This window comes from Paenibacillus glycanilyticus (assembly GCF_030161375.1).
In the GTDB taxonomy this organism is placed as follows: domain Bacteria; phylum Bacillota; class Bacilli; order Paenibacillales; family Paenibacillaceae; genus Pristimantibacillus; species Pristimantibacillus glycanilyticus_B.
Genome location: NZ_BSSQ01000006.1, coordinates 327,474 through 346,757, shown reverse-complemented (window position 1 = coordinate 346,757; position 19,284 = coordinate 327,474). Strand labels below are relative to the sequence as shown.

The 19,284-nt window shown below is 57.0% G+C and carries 15 protein-coding genes; 2 read left to right on the top strand and 13 right to left on the bottom strand.

Translation table 11 applies throughout. The features are described 5' to 3' along the window. Positions 1-53: 53 nt before the first annotated feature. From QQK89_RS08970 to QQK89_RS08915, 12 genes are all read right to left on the bottom strand, one after another. Positions 54-1,310 (bottom strand): molybdopterin-dependent oxidoreductase, encoded by a 1,257-nt coding sequence (locus QQK89_RS08970; RefSeq protein WP_284238197.1) that lies wholly within the window; start codon positions 1,308-1,310, stop codon positions 54-56. A 17-nt stretch (positions 1,311-1,327) separates the two neighbouring features. Next, positions 1,328-2,377 carry a sensor histidine kinase gene (locus tag QQK89_RS08965; protein WP_284238196.1) on the bottom strand — a complete coding sequence of 350 codons (1,050 nt, stop codon included), beginning with the start codon at positions 2,375-2,377 and terminating at the stop codon, positions 1,328-1,330. Then, a complete protein-coding gene (locus QQK89_RS08960; protein ID WP_284238195.1) occupies positions 2,374-3,132 on the bottom strand; it encodes a response regulator transcription factor in 759 nt (252 codons plus the stop codon). Before QQK89_RS08960 ends, QQK89_RS08965 begins: the two co-directional genes overlap by 4 nt. A gap of 131 nt (positions 3,133-3,263) precedes the next feature. After that, a complete protein-coding gene (locus QQK89_RS08955; protein ID WP_284238194.1) occupies positions 3,264-3,533 on the bottom strand; it encodes a hypothetical protein in 270 nt (89 codons plus the stop codon). Between the two features lie 207 nt (positions 3,534-3,740). After that, positions 3,741-3,929: a hypothetical protein gene (locus QQK89_RS08950; protein WP_091188370.1), complete on the bottom strand. Its 189-nt coding sequence runs from the start codon at positions 3,927-3,929 to the stop codon at positions 3,741-3,743. 187 nt (positions 3,930-4,116) lie between these two features. Then, complete coding sequence (locus QQK89_RS08945) at positions 4,117-4,314, bottom strand: hypothetical protein (RefSeq protein WP_284238193.1); 198 nt, start codon at positions 4,312-4,314, stop codon at positions 4,117-4,119. A gap of 145 nt (positions 4,315-4,459) precedes the next feature. After that, on the bottom strand, positions 4,460-4,891 hold the full coding sequence (locus tag QQK89_RS08940) for a PaaI family thioesterase (RefSeq protein ID WP_284238192.1): 432 nt from the start codon (positions 4,889-4,891) through the stop codon (positions 4,460-4,462). A 14-nt stretch (positions 4,892-4,905) separates the two neighbouring features. Continuing rightward, positions 4,906-6,585 (bottom strand): long-chain-fatty-acid--CoA ligase, encoded by a 1,680-nt coding sequence (locus QQK89_RS08935; protein WP_284238226.1) that lies wholly within the window; start codon positions 6,583-6,585, stop codon positions 4,906-4,908. A gap of 579 nt (positions 6,586-7,164) precedes the next feature. Further along, on the bottom strand, positions 7,165-8,940 hold the full coding sequence (locus QQK89_RS08930; protein WP_284238191.1) for an acyl-CoA dehydrogenase family protein: 1,776 nt from the start codon (positions 8,938-8,940) through the stop codon (positions 7,165-7,167). A gap of 15 nt (positions 8,941-8,955) precedes the next feature. Beyond that, entirely contained in the window at positions 8,956-10,167 is a 1,212-nt protein-coding gene (locus tag QQK89_RS08925) for an acetyl-CoA C-acyltransferase (protein ID WP_284238190.1), read from the bottom strand. Positions 10,168-10,347: 180 nt separating this feature from the next. Next, positions 10,348-12,765: a 3-hydroxyacyl-CoA dehydrogenase/enoyl-CoA hydratase family protein gene (locus QQK89_RS08920; protein ID WP_284238189.1), complete on the bottom strand. Its 2,418-nt coding sequence runs from the start codon at positions 12,763-12,765 to the stop codon at positions 10,348-10,350. Positions 12,766-12,813: 48 nt separating this feature from the next. Then, positions 12,814-15,048, bottom strand: a complete 2,235-nt coding sequence (locus QQK89_RS08915) for a (Fe-S)-binding protein (RefSeq protein WP_284238225.1) — start codon at positions 15,046-15,048, stop codon at positions 12,814-12,816. A 286-nt stretch (positions 15,049-15,334) separates the two neighbouring features. Here QQK89_RS08915 and QQK89_RS08910 point away from each other — a divergent pair, with 286 nt between their 5' ends. Together QQK89_RS08910 and QQK89_RS08905 are read left to right on the top strand one after the other, a co-directional pair. Then, the gene (locus QQK89_RS08910) at positions 15,335-16,153 is read left to right on the top strand and encodes an electron transfer flavoprotein subunit beta/FixA family protein (protein ID WP_284238224.1); all 819 of its coding nucleotides are present in this window, start codon (positions 15,335-15,337) and stop codon (positions 16,151-16,153) included. 687 nt (positions 16,154-16,840) lie between these two features. Then, the gene (locus QQK89_RS08905) at positions 16,841-17,824 is read left to right on the top strand and encodes an electron transfer flavoprotein subunit alpha/FixB family protein (RefSeq protein WP_284238188.1); all 984 of its coding nucleotides are present in this window, start codon (positions 16,841-16,843) and stop codon (positions 17,822-17,824) included. A gap of 772 nt (positions 17,825-18,596) precedes the next feature. Here the strand turns inward: QQK89_RS08905 and QQK89_RS08900 are convergent. After that, on the bottom strand, positions 18,597-19,271 hold the full coding sequence (locus tag QQK89_RS08900; protein ID WP_284238187.1) for an SOS response-associated peptidase: 675 nt from the start codon (positions 19,269-19,271) through the stop codon (positions 18,597-18,599). Positions 19,272-19,284 lie beyond the last annotated feature (13 nt).

Here is a 19,284-nt window from a genome sequence, read left to right as displayed (position 1 = left end):
GTTGGGGAATCCGGCTTTCTCTTATTCGCTATTCTTTACGGGGCACCTGATTGCTATATCCAAGCATCTTTATCATAACCGCGTTCTTCCCAGTAGCCGACATGATCCTTGTCGATCAGCTCGATCCGGTTCAGCCACTTCACCGACTTGTACGCATACATCTTCGGCACGATCAGCCGGACCGGACCGCCGAGGTCATTCGGAATCAGATTGCCGTCATGCAGCATCGCGACCATAATATCGTCCATCTGCGCTTGCTCGAGGGTAAGCGAGTCCGTGTACACGCCGTCTCCCGAATAGAACTTTACCGTCGTTGCCGTCGGATTTACGCCCGCTTCTTGGAGGAACTGCTTCAGCGGTATGCCTTCCCACGTATTCTTATATACCGACCAGCCCGTCACGCAGTGGAAATCGCTCACTTGAACTTTGCGCGTCAGCTTCACGAATTGCTCCCAATTCCACTTCATGGGCTTATCGACCAAGCCATCAATCGTGAAGGACCAGTTCTCATTCGTAAAACTCGGAATTGGCGTCACCGAATAAATCCGGAATTCGCCTTTGGCTCCTCCTCCGCTTGGAGGGGAAGAAGCCGGCATCGGCTGCGGCAAAGGAATAAGCTCATTGCCATCCCTCGTCACAATCTCCTCATAGGAAGGGTTCCCGATACTGACGCCTAGCGTATTGACGGTCCATTTCAGAAAAGACGGCCCAACCGCAATCGCAATGCCGCCGCCGACGGCCCACTTCACGAAAGCGCGCCGGGACAAATAGGATTGCGGACTTGCCGCAGGGTGAAGGACCGTTGCTTCGGCCTCGGCTTTCCCTTCCCGTTCCGTGCGCACGACTCGGCGGTTAGGCTCCTTGAGCCACTTGGCCCGCGTAATGGAGTGGTAGATGATATAAGGCAACCCAATCCAAGTAAGCAGATCATGCACCGTCAGCGCATGGTTCGACCACCATGGTCCAACCGCCCGGAACTGCCAGAGCAGCACGCCCGAGATAAACCATCCGACGAGTAGTCCCAGCACAACAAAGACATTAAACTTCTGCCAACGTTTGCCCCGAAGCTGCTTCCAGTGCTTGGCCGCGAGAAGCAGATAAAAGATTACCGGTACCAACGACAGCAGTCCGACAATAATATGCAGCTCTTTCAGCCATACCCGGCCTTCGCCAAGCACGCCCCGCCAATAGTTCATGACCAGCATAATGCCGGACAAAGCCAGAACAACAACAATCCAGCCGTTCCAGGCGTGCAAGATAGCCAGCTTTCGTCCAAAACCTTTGCGCAGCCGCCGCAATAATTCGCCCATTCCCACGCTTCCTTTCCTTAATGAACCGTCTTCGCTTCACGAACCGTGAACCAGAATCTGCTGCCTTGCCCTTCCGGCTGCTCTACCCCAATCGTCCCGCCATATTGCTCGACGAGCAGCTTGGCTATGGATAATCCAAGCCCGGCACCTCCGCCCTCGCGGCTGCGGGAGCGGTCCGTCCGGTAAAAGCGGTCAAAGATCCGCTTGCGGTCGCTTTCCGCAATTCCCGCTCCTTCATCGGTAACCGACAGACGGACAACGTCGTCCGCCAATTCATCTGCAGCGATCCAAATAATCCCGCCTTGCGGGGAGTAACGAACCGCGTTTTCCAACAGATTTTGCAACACGCGCTGGAGATGTCTCGCCCGCATGTTCACGCGCAGCGGCCGCTCGGGCAAGCGGACGCGAAGCTGCTGCCCCATCGCTTCAAGCTGAAGCGAGAATCTCGGATGCAGCTCAAGCAGCACATCCTCTACCACGGCAGGCTCAACGCCTTCCTCTGCTTCTGCCCTGGCATCCAAGGTAGACAGTTCAAACAGATCCTGAATGAGTTCGCTTAGCCGAATGGTCTCCGATCGAATAGTAGCGATGTAACGCCGGTATTCCGCTTCGTCTTCCAGCACGCCATCCTCGAGCGCTTCCGCATAAGATTGCATGGAGGCAAGAGGCGTGCGCAAATCATGGGCCATATTCGCCACGAGCTCGCGCTGGGCGGACTCGGCGGCTTTTACTTGCTGAAAGCTGTGCTCAAGGTTGGTACCCATCCGGTTGAATTGTTCGGCTAGTTGCCTGAACTCCTTCAACCCCGTCGCCTCGACCCGTGCCCGCAAGTCCCCAGCAGCAATTCGCGTTGCCCCTTCTCCCACCCTTCGAACCGAGTTTTCAAGCGGTCGCACAAGCAGGAAGAACAGCAGCGCAGAGGCTAGACCGGCGCCAACGGTAGCGGTACATAACCAGACCAGTTGCTCCCGCGTGACAAGCATATATTGAAAGAATACAAGGAGCAGCACAATAATAAAGGCGATACTTATCGTGCTCGCGAGCAAAAGGTAAGTGCGGAGTTTCATGCCGGACTCCCCTTATGGTCCAGCTTATAGCCGATGCCCCATACCGTCTTGATCCAGCGGGGATCGGAAGGATTCGGCTCAATCTTCTCCCGCAGACGCCGAATTTGAACCGTAACGGTTGTCGTGTCGCCGTCATACGCAATATCCCATACTTGATTCAATAGCTGGCTGCGCGAGAACACCTTCCCCGGGTACATCGCCAATAAATGAAGCAGGTCAAATTCCTTAACGGTCAATTCAATGTCCGATCCAAGAACGGAAACTCTTCTCTCCTGCGGGTAGATCGACAAATCCTCGAGATGGATCGCTTGCTCGCCTGCTGCCTGCTGATCCAAGCTTTTTACATTTTCGGCATGGTTGCCTTTGCTCCCTGCGGCAGCTTCCTTGCTCCAGCCCATTCTCCGCAAAATATTATTCACCCGCAGGACAAGCTCCCTCGGACTAAACGGCTTAATCATGTAATCATCCGCGCCCATCGTCAGACCTAACAGCCGGTCCGGCTCCTCCCCTCGGGCAGTCAGCATAATAATCGGCGTATCATCGGTCTGCCTAATCGTATCGCATACTTCCAGTCCATCCATCTTGGGCATCATCAGATCGAGCACCAGCAAGTCCGGACGATGCTCCTTCCAGAGACGGACCGCCTCTTCTCCATTCTCGGCCACCCATACCCGATGGCCTTCCCGTTCCAAATACCGTCGGCACACATCCGTAATATTCCGTTCATCGTCCGCGACTACAATGCAGGCTCCCATCTTCTGCCCTCCGTTCAATAACCTCTAGTTGCTTTTATTATACGGCTTGTTTCTATAAGATACGACTTTACGCTCGGCAAAAAAGATAGAAGAAGAGGCCGTCCCATGAGGGGCGGCCGTTTTACCGAACATTATTTGCTGTCGTTCATCATCTTGCTGTCGTTCATAGCTTTGTCGTCATTCATCATCTTGTCGTCGTTCATCTTGCCATCGTTCATAGCTTTGTCGTCGTTCATCTTGCCATCGTTCATAGCTTTGCCGTCGTTCATCATCTTGTTGTCGTTCATCTCGGCCGATGTCGACGGCTTATTGTTCATGTCGTCTTTATTGTTGTTTCCATTGCATGCGCTTAGCAGCAACACGCCTCCTATCACAACAATCGCCCATACTTGTTTCTTCATCCCGATCTCTCCTTTAAGCCTATGAATATCGTCCCTGCTCTCTACGATACCCAGCTTACCGGACATAACTAACCATTGAAGAACGGGGCTCTTGCAAAAGTCTTATTAAATCCTTACAAAACCATTACGTCCGCGCTTGTCCGATTTCCGGCACAAAAAAGGCCTTGCACCCGCAATCTACAGGTACAAAGCCATTTCGTTAGTTACTCAGCTGACCGAGGAGTTGATCTTACCCATCTCGTCTTCCACCAAAATTGTTAGCTCATCCTCATAACCGCCCGTAATTCTGTACTTCCGGATATAATCCCGTACAAATTTACGAGGATCTTTCGGTTGAAAAATTCTCGTGAGTTCCTTCAGGCTTTCCTTGACCTCATTTTGGCTATGTTTCGCCATGAAATCTCCTCCCCTATACGTTGGATGGTCGTCCTAAACAACAAATCCGAGAACGGATGCGGATTTTACCCCCCATTTTAGTGCAGGCAACTCCATGGTCAATGAGTCACAATGTTTGCATTTTTCTTACTATTATAACATTCCGGGCCAGATTGTGAAATATCCAAATTGCCTATTGGGCCCTTGCCTAATTGTCCCGGGGAGGGTTTGCAGCCGGACCTGCATCCTCTGCCGGAGCAGACTTAGGAGGCGTTGGAGGCGGAATTTCAACAGAGGAATGATGCGTTTCGTTTCTATTAAACATTCGTAAATAAGCAAACACGCCAATAAGTGCAACAGCAATGCCAAATATCAATACGACTGCCGTAATCCATCCGTCGACCATTCTTCCGCCTCCTCTCTTCTTATATTTATCGGCTGAACGCTGATTTGGTTTCACTTTATCCGCGTAATTTTTTTTCTTCCATATATAGGTTATTATATCGGACCGGCAATCCGACAGCAACTCGGCCAATCAGCCTAAAAAAAAGTTACCTCGACACAATTCGGTAAGACCCGCTCCCCCATGCAATCAACCTCTCGTCTTCATCTTTCACGCCGGCCTGCAGGGTAATCGTCCGTCCGATCCGGTGTATAATCTCGGCTTCGCACACCAATATTCCGCTTCTCGCGCTCTCCAGAAAATGCGTGTTAAGGCCCGCGGTTACCGTCTTTTCGCGGCATGCCATCATAACGACCAACCCCATTGCATTGTCGAGCATAGACATCAATACCCCGCCATGAACGATGCCAATCAAATTGAGATGACGCCTCTCCGCGTGTAGGCGGATCGCCGCTTTTTTCTCATGGGCAAATACGACTTCACAGCCTAGCTCGCTCCAAAATGTTCCGCTGGCCATCTCCTCGAGCTGGTCCAGATGACTTTTCCTATCCGCCTCTTCCGCGGCAAAATCCTCCGCCACGCGCCATCACCGCCTCATTGCTCTTGATCTTTCTCAAGTTCCTCTTCAAGCAGCTTGCGCCTTAATACTTTGCCGATCATCGTCTTCGGGAGAGACTCCCGGAACTCATACAAATGCGGAACCTTAAAGGCCGCAAGCTTCTGTCTGCACCAGACATCAAGCTGGGCAGCCGATGCGTAGGTTCCTTTTTTAAGTACAATGTACGCTTTCACCGTCTCGCCCCGGTATGGATCCTTCACGCCCAACACGGACGCTTCCATCACGGCCGGATGTTCGTACAGCACCTCTTCGACCTCGCGCGGATATATATTGAAGCCGCCTGCAATAATGATGTCCTTGATTCTGTCCACAATCGTAAAAAAGCCGTCTTCGTCCATATAACCGAGGTCCCCGGTATGCAGCCAACCTCCCCGAAGCACCAAATCGGATTCCTCCGGATTGTTCCAATACCCCTTCATTACCTGAGGCCCCCGGATGCATAACTCCCCGACTTCGCGGATAGGAAGAAGCTTGCCTTCCGGACTTAAGATGGCGGCAACCGTATCGGGAAACGGCATGCCGATCGTGCCGTTCTTCCGTTTGCCCCAGATCAGATTCGCATGCGTCACCGGGGAAGCTTCCGTCAGGCCATAACCTTCAATCAGCTTGCCTCCGGTCATTCGCTCAAATTGCTCCTGCACTTCGAGCGGCAGCGCGGCCGATCCGCTTATGCAAGCTTCGATGGAAGACAGATCGGTGCTGGCGGATTTCTTATGATTGATAAGAGCGACATACATCGTTGGCGCGCCGGGAAACAACGTTGGTTGTTGGCGGCTGATCGTATCGAGCACCGTTTCCGTCTCAAATCGCGGCAGCAGCACCAGCGAACCGGCACGCATAACCGAAAAGTTCATTAATACGGTTAATCCAAATACATGGAATAAAGGCAACGCCGCTAGAAATCTTTCGTAGCCATCCTTCACCTTATAACACCAAGCCGAGGTCTGCATCGTATTGGCCACAAGGTTCCGATGTGTCAGCATCACCCCTTTCGGCGTTCCGGTTGTACCGCCGGTGTATTGAAGCTGGGCAAGATCGCTGCCGTGAATATCGATGATAACGGGAAGATTGGAACTGGAAGAGAGCAGCTTCCGGTAGGATACAACGCCTTGGCGGCCATACGGAATGTCGGCTTTGAAGCCGTCTTTGCGTTGTTTGATTGGATAGAGGAGATTTTTGGGAAAAGGGAGTCCGTCTTTGAGCGACGTAATAATGACGTTCTTCAGCTTCGGCAGCGGCCCTGCCTCCGGGTCTTCGCCCCGTACATTGGCAAGACGCCCGTAGAACAGGTCAACCGTAATCATCGTTGTGGCCCCGCTGTCCTTCAGCTGATGCTCCAGCTCCCGCTCGACATACAGCGGATTCGTCTGGACAACAACGGCCCCAACCTTTAGAGCGGCATAGTAGGAGATGACCGCCTGCGGGCAGTTCGGCAGCATGATCGCGACCCGGTCGCCGCGGTTCACTCCAAGCGAGATAAGGCCATTCGCCAGGCGGCAAGTATGATCGTACAGCTCGCGGTAGGTAAGCGACTTGCCAAGGAAATGCACGGCTTCGTTCGCCGGAAATTTCTCTACCGCGTTCATGAGAAATTGCGGAATGCCATGGTTCGGATAGTCTAGAGAAGCCGGAATCTCCGGCGGATAATGGCGCAGCCATGGCTTGGGAACTTCCTTCGGAGCCTCCGGCTCCTCGGGCGCGGCGGACGCGCGAGCGGCAACTTCGGCGAGCGGTGCCTCCGGCGGCTCGGGCTCGGGGCGGGCCGCAGCGGGAACTGGCTCCGCTTCGGGCGGATCTTCCGCCGGAGCGGCATCCGCGACTACCGCTGGCTCGGCGCTTGGCGCAGGCTCCGCCGGCGGAGCCGCTTCCGCTTCAGGCGGATCAGACGCCGGGATCGCTTCCGCGACTGCCGCGGGCTCGGTGCTTGGCGCTGCCTCAGCAGGAGCCGATTCCGCTTCGGGCGGATCAGACACCGGGGTCGCTTCCGCGACTGCCGCGGGCTCGGCGCTTGGCGCCGCCTCCGCAGGCGGAGCCGCTTCCGCCGCTACAGCTGGCTCGGCGCTTGGCGCCGCCTCCGCGGGCGGAGCCGCTTCTACGAGCTGCGGGGCTGCGGCTTCCTCCTGCCGTGATGGAAATGCCGGATCGTTAGGTACGGCATTGGCCGGCTCTTCTTGCCGATCTTCGGGTACAAGCGGGTTTTCCGGATTTGCCCTATCCATATGGAGTTCCCCCTCTTACACAATATATTGCTCCCCGCTAATGACACGCGCCGCAATGTCCCGTTTGGTCGCGATCGTATCCACGAGTGGACCGCGCATCAGCTTTTTCAGGACAGACAGCTGCATTTGCAAGGTATCCCCCTTGACCAGACCAGCCAGCGCAACCTTCGCAATGGCTTCGATTTTCTCTAGTGCTTCCTGCACGAATACTTCCGTCATTTGAATCGCGTTACGGGCTTCAGCTCCGCTTTGCACAAGCTTCTGCGTGCGCAGCAGCGCGCTTTCGGCCGCGAAGAGCTGAATCATAATGTCCGATAGCGAACAGAGTACCTCTTGTTCCTGATCCAGACGCACGCCAAGCTTTTGCACGGCGAGACCGCCAACGGCTAGAAACGCTTTTTTCCCTTGCGATACCCGGTAAGCCTCGCGGCTAAGCGGTTCGTCAAAAGCGGGAACCGGCATCGGCTGCAGCAACTCGGCCTGGAGGGACTGCGCTTTTTCGAGGAGCGGAAGTTCGCCTCTCATCGCTTTTTTCAGCAACGTTCCGGGAATCAGCATCCGATTAATCTCGTTTGTTCCTTCAAAAATCCGGTTAATCCGCGAATCCCGGTAGATCCGCTCCACCTTATATTCCTTCACATATCCGTAGCCGCCGTGAATCTGCACCCCTTCGTCCGCGACAAAGTCCAGCGTCTCCGAAGCAAACACCTTGTTGATGGAGCATTCCAGCGCGTATTCGCTAATCGCTTTCGCTGCCCGCATGCCGGCATCCGGAGCATCCGCGCCAGCACCTTCGGCGCTCAACATCGCGTCAATCCATCCGGCGGTACGGTAAACCATAGACTCCAGCACGTAAGTGCGAATATTCATATCCGCCAGCTTGGCGCCAATGAGCGGGTAGGACGAGATGGCGCGGCCAAACTGTTTGCGCGTATTGGCGTATTTGGAAGCGAGCTCGATCGTTTCTTTGGCAGCGCCCAGACAGCCCGCTCCCAGCTTGAAGCGACCGATGTTCAGAATATTGAACGCGATCTTATGGCCTTGGCCGACCTCGCCAAGCACATTGTCCACCGGAACGGCCACATCCTCGAAAAATAAAGGGCGCGTCGACGAGCCTTTGATGCCCATCTTGTGCTCCTCGGGCCCGAGACTGAAGCCCGGCATTCCTTTTTCCACGATAAACGCGGTAAAAGCTTCGCCATTCACCTTCGCATACACGATAAACACGTCCGCAAAACCCGCGTTCGTGATATACAGCTTGGAGCCGTTCAAGAGATAATGGCTGCCGTCAGCAGACAGCTTAGCCGTAGTTTTGGCGCCTAACGCATCCGAGCCGGAGGCCGGTTCCGTCAAGCAATAAGCGGCGATCAACTCGCCGGTAGCAAGCTTCGGCAAATATTTGCGCTTCTGCGCGGCGGTTCCGAAAAAAACGATCGGCAGCGTGCCAATCCCCGTATGCGCGCCTACGGACAACGCGAAAGAAGAGGCGCGGGCAAGCGTCTCCGACAGCAAAGTCGTGCTTACTTTATCCAGCCCCAGTCCGCCGTAGGCTTCCGGCACATCCGCCCCGAGGAGGCCAAGCTCCCCCGCCTGGCGCATCAGCTTAACCGTGAGTTCGTAGTCCAAACCTTCAAGCTGTTCATCAACCGGAAAAATCTCGCCCTCCATAAATTGCTGCGCCGCATCCGCCATCATCTGCTGCTCTTCGGTGAAGTCCTCCGGCGTTACCGTTGCGGACGGCAAAGCATCCTCGATGACAAATCTACCGCCAAACCGAATGTTTTCTCCCATGCTTCAAGTCTCCTTTCAGGCGTATACCTCAAACACCCCTGCCGCTCCCATGCCGCCTCCGACGCACATCGTAACCACGCCAATCCCGCCGCCGCGTCTCTTAAGCTCGTGAATAAGCGATACCGACAACTTTGTCCCCGTACACCCAAGCGGATGGCCAAGGGCAATAGCTCCGCCGTTCACATTTACGCGTTCCGGATCGATGCCAAGCTGCTCGATAATCGGCACGCATTGAGCGGCAAAAGCTTCATTTAGCTCAAAAACATCAACGTCGTTAACCGTTAAGTTAGCGGCATTAAGCGCTTTGGGAACGGCCTCAATCGGGCCGATGCCCATCACTTCCGGCGCTACGCCGGCCACCCGGTAGGTACGGAATGCGGCAAGCGGCGTCAACCCAAGTTCTCTGGCTTTGGCGCGGCTCATGATGACAACCGCTGCGGCTCCGTCGCTCATCTGCGAGGAGTTGCCGGCCGTAACCGTGCCTTCCCGGGCAAAAGACGGCTTCAGCGGCGCTAATGTCTCCGGCGTTGTTTCCGCGCGCACCCCTTCGTCGGTGTCGAAGGTAAAAGTCTTCTCTACAGGCCGGCCGTAATCGTTCACATCGGATCGCGTAGCGGTAACCGGAACGATCTCGTCTTTGAATCGGCCTTCCCGGATGGCCGCCGCCGCTTTGCGGTGGCTGGACGCGGCAAACGCATCTTGCGCAGCGCGGGTTACGTTGTAGCGGCGCGCCACTTCTTCCGCCGTGTGGCCCATGCCCATGTAGACCTCCGGCATCGTATCCACGATGCCCGGATGAGGCGACAGCTTGAAGCCGGTCATTGGCACATGGCTCATGCTCTCCACGCCGCCCGCGACCAGAATGTCCGCGTCGCCAAGGCGAATCCGTTCCGCCGCATAAGCGATCGACTGCAGCCCCGAAGCGCAAAAGCGGTTAATGGTCACCGCCGGCGTTGTGACCGGGAAACCCGAATAAAGCGCGAGGATCCTCGCCATATTCAGTCCCTGCTCTCCTTCCGGCATCGCACAACCGATGATGACATCCTCAACCTGCGCCGCATCAAGACCGGGCACTCTCGCCACCGCTACCGTTAACACGGCCCGTCCGAGGTCCTCAGCCCTCGTCTCCGCCAGACTTCCCTTCTTCGCTTTGCCAACCGCCGTCCTTACCGCGGATACGATAACGGCATCGCGGTCATTGTCCGCAAACTTGCCCTCTGCTCCCATAAACGCCCTCCTTCTTATTGCCTCCGCCAACGCATATGCGGTGGCGGAACCTTGTGCTCGCGCTGCGACGATGCATAACATTTAGTGGCGTTAAGGTCCCTCAACGACCTTAACGACCTTAACGACCTTAATCATTGTCCATCAGAAACTCACAAACTGAAGCTATTAGCCCGACTGGCATTAGTTCCGCAGAGGCTTGCCGGTGGACAACATGTGGCTCATACGGTCTTGCGTTTTGCGCTCGCCGCATAGGCTGAGGAACGCTTCGCATTCCAGGTCGAGCAAATATTGTTCGCTTACTTCCGCCCCCGGCGCCGCGTCGCCGCCGGACATAATATGGGCGAGCTTACCCGCAATAAGCGCGTCATGCTCGCTGATCTGGCCGCCGAGCAGCAGACCGTGCACGCCCATGCGCAGCACGGCTTTGCCTTCTCGGCCGGCTACGCGGACACGCGTTTCGGGCTGCGGCGTATAGCCGGCGCGGTCTAGCTCAAGCACCGCCCGCTTCGCTTCGGCAATACGCGCATCCTGCCGCATAATGACGCGGTCTTGCGGGCGCTTCAGCCCAATGCGGTCCACATCAAAGCCGGAGCTCGAGGTTTTGGCCATCGCCACCGTCTCAAACAGAGCATTCAAATGCGGCTGAATATCGCCGCCACCCGCTCGCGCCGCCGCCATGACGGCCGCTTCCTTCGAGCCGCCGCCCGCCGGAATCAGGCCGACCCCGGTCTCCACAAGACCGAAGTACGTCTCCGGGGAGAAAATAATCCGGTCCGCCGGCAAGCAAGCCTCGACGCCTCCGCCTAGCGTCATCCGATGAGGCGCGGCGACAACGGGGCGGTCTAATTTTTTGATCGCATACATGCTGCTCTGGAACATCCGGATGATGTCCTCGACTTCATCCCACTCGCCGTTTTGCGCCTCCATCAGGAGAAGCAGCAGATTCGCGCCTACGCAGAAGTTACGTCCCTCGTTGGCAATAACTAGCCCGCGCCAGTTGCGGCTTACCTCATCCGCCGTCCGCCGAATGGCGGTAAGAATATCTCCGCCAATCGCGTTATTAGGCGAATGGAATTCGAGACAGACGACATCGTCGCCAAGATCAATCAAGCTGGCATCGGAGGTACGCAGCACCGTACGGCCCGCTTCCTTCAAGGCAGCTAACGAAATCTCATCGGGCGATATCTCTTCGGCCGCATACCCTCCGCCCCCGCCGGCGTATACGAGCCTTTTGCCCTCCTGCACCTTATAGAAGCTGCCATTCCCCTCTGCAATCCACGCCTCAACCCAATCCGGAACCAAATCTCCCTCAGCCTTCATCCGCGCAACGGATTTCTCGAGGCCTAGGGCATCCCATAGCTCAAACGGGCCAAGCTCCCAGCTAAATCCCCACTTCATCGCCTTGTCGATGTCCGTAATGGAATCGGCGATGACGCCAACGAGAGCGGCCGAATAGAGCAACGTCCGTTTGATCGTCTGCCAAGCAAACTGCGCATATTTATGTTTCGGATCGGTGCCAATGAGCGCCCGGACTTTGCCACCCGTTCCTTTGGCCGCCTTGGCCGCATCGATAATAGGCCCTTTCACCGGGATTTTAGCCCGGTAAGCAAGCGATTCCAAATCGAGCGATTCGATCTCGCTGCCGCCTCTTGGCCCTTTGATTTTCCGGTAAAAACCGCCGCCGCTTTTCTCCCCCAGCCTGCCCGAAGCGACCAGCTTCTCCAAGAGCGGAGGCCGTGCGAACGTCTCGCGTTCAGCCGCATCCGTGCTTTTCTCCCGGACGTTGTCTACGACATGCAAGAGCGTATCGAGACCAACCAGATCGAGCATCCGGAACGTCGCGGTCTTCGGCCGGCCCATCGCAGGACCTGTCAACGCATCGGCTTCTTCCACGGTGAGGCCGAATTTCAAGCCCTCCTCGAGCGTCACCAGCATGCCGTACGTCCCGATCCGGTTCGCGATAAAGTTAGGCGTGTCTTTGGCCACAACAACCCCTTTGCCCAGACGTTCCTCGCAAACCGCGGTCAAAAGCGCCGTCACCCCGGGATCCGTATCCGCAGTCGGCACAACCTCAACCAGCTTCATATAACGCGGAGGATTGAAGAAATGAGTCACCGCAAAATGCCGCCGGAACGCTTCGCTCCTGCCCTCTGCCATCTCCGCCACGGACAAACCCGATGTATTGGAGGTCACGATCGTGCCGGGCTTCCACACCGTCTCCACCTTCGCAAACAAGCTCCGCTTCACGTCCAGCCGTTCTACAACCGCTTCCACAATCCAATCCACCTCGGATAGTCCGGCTAGATGATCCTCGAGATTACCGGCCGTAATCCTTCCTGCAAAAGAAGGCTCATACAGCGGAGCCGGCTGGGTTCTCGCCATTCTGGCAACGGCAGCTTGCGCGAGGCGGCTGCGCACCTGCGAGGAAGAGAGCGTCAGCCCGCGCTTTTCCTCCTCCGGCAAAAGCGTTTGCGGCACCACATCGAGCAGCAGCACGCGCATGCCGGCATTGGCCAGATGCGCGGCAATTCCCGCGCCCATGACGCCGGAGCCGATGACGGCTGCGCGCTTCACTGTACCCGTTCGATTCATCGACATTCGTAAGTACCTCCTACGTGAAATTTTTTAAGGAGTTAGATGACTGGCTTAAGCCGTTTCCCGCCCGAATACGCTTGCCGCAAGGAGTTCGGCCACATCGCGGGCAGCCGTGTTCTCATCGGCCTCGAGCAGCTTAAGCCCGTCTTCCATCATCGTCAGGCAATAAGGGCAAGCCGAACCAATCACCGTCGGGCGCACCTCCAGCGCTTGGGACACTCTGGCACGGTTAACCCGGACGCCGCTTTGCTCTTCCATCCACATGAGGCCGCCGCCGGCTCCGCAGCACATGCCGTTCTCGCGGTTTCTTGCCATCTCCTCCAGTTCAATGCCCGGAATGGCCTTAAGCACCTCGCGGGGGGCATCATACACGCCGTTATACCGGCCGAGATAACAGGAATCATGGTAGGTGACGCGTTCTTTTACAAGATGCTCGGGCGTTAGCCGCCGATCTTTCAGAAGGCGGGCAAGCAGCTCCGTATGATGCTCGATCACAATGTCCCTCGGCAGCCCGAAATCCGGATATTCCTTGCGGAACGTGTTGAACGTATGCGGGCAAGCCGTCACGATCCGGCTAATTCCATAACGCGCGATGGTCTCGATATTTTCCCGGCATAACTCCTGAAACAGCAGCTCGTTGCCGATCCGCCGCGGCGTATCGCCCGAGTTTCTCTCTTCCGCGCCAAGGGTGGCAAAAGAAACCCCCGCCCGGTCGAGCAGCCGAACCAAGTCATACAGCACCTTCCGGCTTCGCGTATCGTAAGCGCCCATAGAACCTGCCCAGAGTACAATATCCGGCTTTGGGGCCCCCGCGCGTTTGAGTTCCTGCATCGTCCGGACGCGGACGCCGGTACGGCTCTCGCAATCTTCGATCCAGGCCGCGCGTTCCTGTCTTGGAAGCCCCCAGGGGTTGCTTTGGCGTTCGATATTTTGCAGCGCGCGTTGTCCGTCAAACGGCATTCGGCCTTCCATCAGCACGAGATAACGGCGCATATCGATGATTTTGTCGACATGTTCGTTGCCAACCGGGCATATTTCCTCGCAGTTGCGGCAAGTGGTGCACGCCCACAGCTCTTCCTCGGACATGACATCCCCGATTAGCTCGAGCTCCTCCGCCTTGGTGCCTTCGCGCACGCCCCACGCTTCTTTCTGCGCGGTCATCGTAGGAATAATGGAAGTGACGCTTCCTTCCGGACTGTTCTCCCATTCGGGAATAAGAGCACCCATCACATGCGCTCCGGCAAGCTGCCCGCCCATCACGCGCGGAATCCAAGGCGACTTCGACGTGATGGCGGCGCCTTTTTCCGTAAGATGGTCCCGAAGTTTGGTCATCAAATGCATCGGCGACAGCAGCTTGCCGGTATTCGAAGCCGGGCAAACATTTGTGCACCGTCCGCATTCCACGCAGGCGTACAGGTCAAGCAGCTGTTTTTGCGAAAAATGCTCAATGGCGCCCGCGCCAAACGACTCCGCTTCTTCATCCTCCAGATCTAGCGGCGTGAGCCGGCCTACAGGCGCGTTGCGCCCCAGCCACAAATTAACGGGAGCCGTCAGCAAGTGAAAATGCTTGGATTGCGGCACATACACAAGGAAAGACAGCAGCACCAGAAGATGCAGCCACCAGAACAATTCATATCCAGCCTCCGATGCCAGGCTGCCTGTCGGCACGCCAAGCTTCCCGATCCAGTCCGCAAGCACGGAAGAAACAGGCGCGTAACGAGCGGCTACCGCATGCGGATCCCCCGACAGCCGCTCGAAGGAAAGCGTAAGCAGAACGGTCAGCATCAGACCGCCGATAAACCATAGGACAAGCGAAGGCTTCCAGCCCCGCTTCAGCCTGGGCAGCTGCTCGATATACCGGCGAAAGCCCCCGTACAAGACGGCGAGCAACACAAGCGATACCGTCAGCTCCTGCGACCAGGCGAACTGCCCGTAGAAGGGGAAGGGAATCGGGCTGCCGCCAAGTTTTTTCCAGATTAGATCCGCCGCGCCAAACTGCAAAACGATAAATCCATAGAAGTAAATCAAATGCATGACGCCGCTCCGGATATCGCGCAGCAGCTTGCTATGCCCGAGCACCTGGCTTGCAACCGAGGGACGCCGGGATTGTTCGCCACGCTCATCCTTTGGGATTGTTGCTTGTTCGGCCTCCCTGCCGAGCTTCATATAACCTACCCTGCGCAAGACGACCGTCGCAAAAGCAACTGCGGCAAGCCCTGTTACCGCCGCGAACATAATCCACCTGACTGCAGCCGTTACCCCATCTGCCGACCACCATTCCAGCATGGCCATCACGCGCTTCGCCCCCTTTTGCAAGCCTCGTTTCGGACAAGCTTATAAGCGCTATTGCTCAAAATACCGCGGTGCTCCAGTATATGAGCCCCTTAGCATGAACATGCCGCCCCTTTCGCCTTGCCGGGGGGTCTATTTGGCCGAGTTGGCTCATATCGTAGCACTGATGGAAAGCGGTTTTGCCGAGCCTTGCGGCGGGTATGACCATGCTGCGTAGCTGCTGGTTGGAAAGGTACATTGGGAGATAAGGAACTATAGGTTTAAGGAGGTTGCTGCGGTGTTGAACATTGTTGTTCTGCTCAAGCAAACGTTTGATACGGAGGAAAAAATTATCGTGAAGGACGGCGCCGTCGTCGAAGCGGATGCCAAACTCGTCATTAATCCCTATGACGAATATGCCTTGGAGGAAGCGCTGCGCCAGCGGGAGCAGCATGGCGGTGAAGTGCGCGTCGTCTCTTGCGGCGGCGACCGCTCGGAGGAAGCGCTGCGGACCGCGCTAGCAATGGGCGCGGATGAAGCGATCCGGCTGGATAGCTCCACCGTGGCGAGCGGGGACAGCTTTGCGCTAGCGACAGCGCTTGCGAAGGTTATCGCGCCGCTGAAGCCGGACCTGCTGCTGGCGGGCTTGTTCGCCGTCGACAGCGGCTCCGGGAGCGTAGCGCTCCAGGTCGCGGAGCGGCTTGGCTTGCCGCATGCCGCAGCCGCGGTCAAGCTTGTTGTGGTCGGGCCGGATGAAGCGAAGGCATCCGGCGAATTGCCGCCGGGCGCTTCGGGGGCGGCACGGTTTGCTGTAGTGGAGCGCGACGTGGAGGGCGACACGGAGACGGTTGTGATCCCGCTGCCAGCGCTGGTTACGGCGCAGCAAGGGCTCAACGAGCCGCGATATCCGTCGCTGCCGGGCATTATGAAGGCGAAGCGGAAGCCGCTCGCCCGTGTGGAGGCAGCCGCAGGCGGCGAGGAAGAAGGCGCGCGGACCTCGCGCCTGGCGCTTGTTCCGCCGGCACCGCGCGCAGCCGGCCGGCGCCTGGCGGGGACGCCCGGCGAGCAGGCGGCGGAGCTCGTTCGCCTGCTGCAGGCGGAGGGGCAGATGCCGCAGTGAAGCGGCTGTCGCTTGCGCGGCGGATGGCGAAGAAGCTGCTGCGTGGAAGGTTAAGGACGGTTAAGGACCTATAGGGGCGTTAACTTTGCGGGGATCGCTCACTTTGTTGGCTTTCTAGCACGTTTGGTTATTGTTAAGGTCCCTTAAGAACCTTAACATGCCGCGTAACTCGATTGTTCTGCTGGTTAAGGTCCATTAGGGGCGTTAATCTTGCTGGGACCGCTCACTTTGGTGGCTTTCTAGCACGTTTGGTTATTGTTAAGTTCCCTTAAGGACCTTAACATGCCGCGTAACTCGATTATTCTGCTGGTTAAGGACCTTTAGGGGCGTTAACTTTGCGGGGATCGCTATTGTGGCGGGTATCCCGCCCCACCGATGCAGGTGGCAACCCAATAAGACCCCCGCAGGGTCTTATTGGGTTGTTTCAGGGCTTTTACCTTATCGATAAGACCCTATCAGGGTCTTATCTCGCACGAAGCAGCAAGAACCCAGGCAAATTTGAGCTTTTTAAATAAAATAAGACCCTGCTAGGGTCTTATGCGATAGAAATGCTAGCCAATTTAACGCAATAAGACCCTCACAGGGTCTTATTGCATCCGTATATCAAACAAACAAGTTAGTTACTTCAGTTACGTTGGGAGAATGGAGTTCATCTGCAGTTCGCCCTGCAACAAAGGAGGAATTACGATGGGAAGAACGATACTAGTGTTCGCCGAGTGCCGGGACGGCAAGCTGCGCCGCGTGGCGCTTGAGGCGCTTGGCGCCGCGCGGCGGCTGGCCGGTGTGGACGGCGCGGTCCATGCCGTCCTCGCGGCCCCGGGCGGCGCGGCCGATGAAGCCGCCGCGCTGGCTGCGCGAGGGGCGGACGTCGTCCATATCGCGGACGACCCGGCCCTTCGCGCCTATACGCCTGAGGCGTACATCGCCGCCTTGCGCGCAGCCATTGAAGCGGTTAGGCCGGACGCGCTGCTGCTCGGCCATACCGCCATAGGGCGCGAGCTCGCGCCCCGCGTGGCCGCGGCCATCGGCGCCGGCCACGTCGCGGACGTAACCGCCATCAACGAAGAGGATGGCGTGTTCACGCGGCCGCTCTACGCCGGCAAGGCGTTCGAGCAGCGCAGCTTCACCCCGGGCGGACCGTGGGTTGTCACGGTCCGCCCGAACAACTTCGAGCCAGCCGAGACGCTTCCGGCCGGCGCACCGCAAGGCACCGTGCAGGCGCTGCCGTTCACGGTGCCGCCAATCCTGACCGCCGTGCGCTCGCTCGTTCGCCGCGCCGGCGGCCAAATCGATCTCGCCGAGGCCGACGTGGTCGTCTCCGGCGGCAGAGGCGTGCGCAGCTCGGCAGGCTTCGAGCCGCTTCAAGCGCTCGCCGGCGTTCTCGGCGGCGCCATTGGCGCATCGCGCGGAGCATGCGATGCCGGTTATTGCGGTTATGCCCTGCAGATCGGGCAAACCGGCAAAGTCGTGACGCCGCAGCTCTATATCGCCTGCGGCATTAGCGGCGCGATTCAGCATCTGGCTGGCATGAGCCAGTCCCGCGTCATTATCGCAATCAACAAAGATCCCGACGCCCCGATCTTCAGCGTCGCGGATTACGGCATCGTCGGCGACCTCTTTGAAGTCGTCCCGTTGTTAACGGATGAGTTCCGCAGAACACAATCCGGCTAATTTCTAACGATATTAATGTTCGTCGAGTACTGGGACGGTAAGCAGCGCGTAGTGCTTGATGCGCTTCCGCGCTCGCAAGCTAACCGATGCGGCTGCATGGTACATTCCGTCCTCGCGGCCTCCCTTCTCTTGAATCTGCTCCGCTAACGAAACGTCAGACGCTTAAACCGCCCAAATAGGGCTTTGCACCATTCTAACGAAACGTCATCACTTTATTCAGCCCATCAAGGACGCCAAAGCGCTCTTGATGGGCTACTAGCGTTACATAGTTTCGTTAGCCGTCTTAAATCGCCTAAATCGGCTAAATAGGAATATGACGTTTCGTTAGCCGAGAAAAGCTTTAAGCCTTAGTCTTTCGTCTTTCGTCTTTCGTCTCTCGTCTCTCGGCTCTCGGCTCTTAGCTCTCGACTTTCAACTCTCAGCTCCCAGCTCTCGGCTCTCGACTCCCAGCTCTCGACTCCCAGCTCTCAGCTCTCCGCTCTCAACTCTCGACTCTCAAACTCTCAGCTCCCAGCTCTCCGCTCTCAGCTCTCCGCTCTCTCGACTTCCGCTTTTCCGCTTCTCGGCTCTCTCGACTCTTTGCTTTTTGCTCTTTGCTCTTTGCTCTTTGCTCTTTGCTCTCTCGTCTTCCAACTCTCGACTCTCGACTCTCGACTCTCGGCTCTCAACTCCCGTCTCCCAGCTCTCGACTCCCGCCCCCCCAGCCTTCACCCCCACAAAAAAAAAGACGGTTCCCGCAAGCCATCAGCTTGCCGGAACCGTCCCTTCTTGCCTATGCGAAATCCGGAAGGCGAATCTCCCGGATGCAATCCGGCGACTCGTACGCCTCATCGTTCACCGCGTTTGTTACCGGATAAGCTCTCATCCGGTAACTGTCCATCGGCTCGAGGTGCTTGCGAAGCGAGCGGAAATCCGAAATCCGCGGGTTGAGCCAATCCTCCATGCCATCCTCGTCCATAATGACCGGAACGTTAGGCTGCCATTGCGACATCGCCCCGCTCGCCGGAGCCGTAATCATCGTAAAGGCGCGTACTTCTTCACCGCTGTAATTCCGCCATACATCGAAGAAACCGGCAATCCCGAACAACCGTTGGTTCGGCACCACGATATGCATCGCCCGCGCATCCTTCTCCTTCTGGCCCTTCTGCCAGCCGAAAAATCCGCTGCACGGCACCACGCAACGCTGCTTGCGAAGCATCCGCTCAAAAAACGGCTTATTCGAGAGCATCGAGCTGTCCGCGTTAATCGAGTCTTTTGCCCAGAACGGGAACAGCCCCCATCTCGCGTCATGCATCGTCCGAAGTCCCCAGCGGTCATTCATCACGATGGACACCGTCTGCGTCGGCGCCACATTAAACCGGTTCGTATAGCAGTTAATCAACTGCTCCACTTTGAAAGCTTCAATCATATCTCCAACATCTGCGGTAATGGAATAACGTTCGATCATAATTCCTTGGCCC

What these genes read in the sequence shown, in the direction of transcription:
- QQK89_RS08970 (WP_284238197.1), bottom strand. Translation starts at nt 1,310, where the DNA reads ATGGGCGAATTATTGCGGCGGCTGCGCAAAGGTTTTGGACGAAAGCTG.
- QQK89_RS08965 (WP_284238196.1), bottom strand. Translation starts at nt 2,377, where the DNA reads ATGAAACTCCGCACTTACCTTTTGCTCGCGAGCACGATAAGTATCGCC.
- QQK89_RS08960 (WP_284238195.1), bottom strand. Translation starts at nt 3,132, where the DNA reads ATGGGAGCCTGCATTGTAGTCGCGGACGATGAACGGAATATTACGGAT.
- QQK89_RS08955 (WP_284238194.1), bottom strand. Translation starts at nt 3,533, where the DNA reads ATGAAGAAACAAGTATGGGCGATTGTTGTGATAGGAGGCGTGTTGCTG.
- QQK89_RS08950 (WP_091188370.1), bottom strand. Translation starts at nt 3,929, where the DNA reads ATGGCGAAACATAGCCAAAATGAGGTCAAGGAAAGCCTGAAGGAACTC.
- QQK89_RS08945 (WP_284238193.1), bottom strand. Translation starts at nt 4,314, where the DNA reads ATGGTCGACGGATGGATTACGGCAGTCGTATTGATATTTGGCATTGCT.
- QQK89_RS08930 (WP_284238191.1), bottom strand. Translation starts at nt 8,940, where the DNA reads ATGGGAGAAAACATTCGGTTTGGCGGTAGATTTGTCATCGAGGATGCT.
- QQK89_RS08925 (WP_284238190.1), bottom strand. Translation starts at nt 10,167, where the DNA reads ATGGGAGCAGAGGGCAAGTTTGCGGACAATGACCGCGATGCCGTTATC.
- QQK89_RS08920 (WP_284238189.1), bottom strand. Translation starts at nt 12,765, where the DNA reads ATGTCGATGAATCGAACGGGTACAGTGAAGCGCGCAGCCGTCATCGGC.
- QQK89_RS08915 (WP_284238225.1), bottom strand. Translation starts at nt 15,048, where the DNA reads ATGCTGGAATGGTGGTCGGCAGATGGGGTAACGGCTGCAGTCAGGTGG.
- QQK89_RS08905 (WP_284238188.1), top strand. Translation starts at nt 16,841, where the DNA reads ATGGGAAGAACGATACTAGTGTTCGCCGAGTGCCGGGACGGCAAGCTG.
- QQK89_RS08900 (WP_284238187.1), bottom strand. Translation starts at nt 19,271, where the DNA reads ATGATCGAACGTTATTCCATTACCGCAGATGTTGGAGATATGATTGAA.